The following is a 1,328-nucleotide window of genomic DNA, read 5'->3' on the forward strand; positions in this document are numbered from 1 at the left end:
CATGGTTGTGCAGTCGGGAAACGACGCCACCATGGCGCTTGCCGAAGGCGTGGGCGGCAGCGTCGAGAATTTTGTGAAGCTCATGAACCAGCAGGCCAAGGCGCTGGGCATGAACTCGACCTCTTACAAAAATCCGGAAGGCCTGACCGAGCCGGGCCACACCACGACCGCGCGCGACCTGAGCATTCTGTCGACCCGCCTGATGACGGATTTTCCCGACTACATCGGCTATTCGGCAATCAAGAAGTACCACTACCCCGGTACGCCCGCGAGCAACAACACCAACCGCAATACCTTGCTGTTCCGCGACCCCACGGTAGACGGTCTCAAGACCGGCCACACCAATGCGGCGGGCTACTGCATGATCGCCACGGCCAAGCGGGACTTCCCCAATTTGGGTGCCGGTGGCCGACGCCTGGTGGCGATTGTGCTGGGCGCGTCCAGCGACAGCGCCCGCGCCAATGAAACGCAAAAACTGCTGAACTGGGGTTACACCGCCTATGAGGCCGTGAAACTCTTTGATGCCGGTCAGGCGGTCGTTGCGCCTTCGGTGTGGAAAGGCAAGGCCTCTACCGTGAAGCTGGGCCGGCCCGAAGCGATCGTGGTGTCCGTGGCCTCCGGCAGCGCCCCCAAAGTCAAAACCCAGGTCGCCCGGCCTGATCCGCTGGTGGCACCGTTTAAAAAGGGGCAGTCGCTGGGAACGCTCAAGGTCATGCTGGGTGATAACCCCGCGCCAGTGGCGGAAGTGCCGCTGGTGGCGCTCGAAGCCGTGGAAGAAGCCGGGATCGTGGGACGCGCCTGGGATTCCATCCGGCTCTGGATCAAGTGACAGGCGCCGGCGCGCGTGTTCTGCTTGAGCCTTTTTGCTATCCGGTTTATACTAGAAAGCTTTTCCGCTTTTGGTGCGGAGAAGTTTTCTGTATTTTTATATCGTTTTCCAAACGTTTAGGGACGTTTTTCAATGCCAACCATCAATCAATTAGTTCGTCAGGGGCGCGAGGTCGAAAAGATCAAGTCAAAAAGCCCCGCGATGGAAAATTCTCCACAACGCCGCGGTGTTTGCACCCGTGTGTACACCACCACGCCTAAAAAGCCTAACTCTGCGCTGCGTAAAGTTGCCAAAGTTCGCCTGACCAACGGATTTGAAATCATTTCCTACATCGGCGGCGAAGGCCACAACCTGCAGGAACACAGCGTGGTGCTGGTTCGTGGCGGTCGTGTCAAGGACTTGCCCGGTGTGCGTTACCACATCGTTCGTGGCTCGCTCGACTTGCAAGGCGTGAAAGACCGCAAGCAGTCGCGTTCCAAGTACGGCGCGAAGCGTCCAA

General features: G+C 58.8%; 2 protein-coding genes. Both read left to right on the forward strand.

The window, feature by feature from the left end; genetic code table 11:
• A partial coding sequence (locus Q8K05_RS17185; RefSeq protein ID WP_305247827.1) for a D-alanyl-D-alanine carboxypeptidase family protein occupies positions 1 to 829 on the forward strand: 829 nt, incomplete at its 5' end.
• 132 nt (positions 830 to 961) lie between these two features.
• On the forward strand, positions 962 to 1,328 hold a 367-nt coding region (rpsL, locus tag Q8K05_RS17190), incomplete at its 3' end, for a 30S ribosomal protein S12 (protein ID WP_305247828.1).

The organism is Polaromonas sp. (genome assembly GCF_030682935.1).
Lineage (GTDB): Bacteria > Pseudomonadota > Gammaproteobacteria > Burkholderiales > Burkholderiaceae_C > Polaromonas.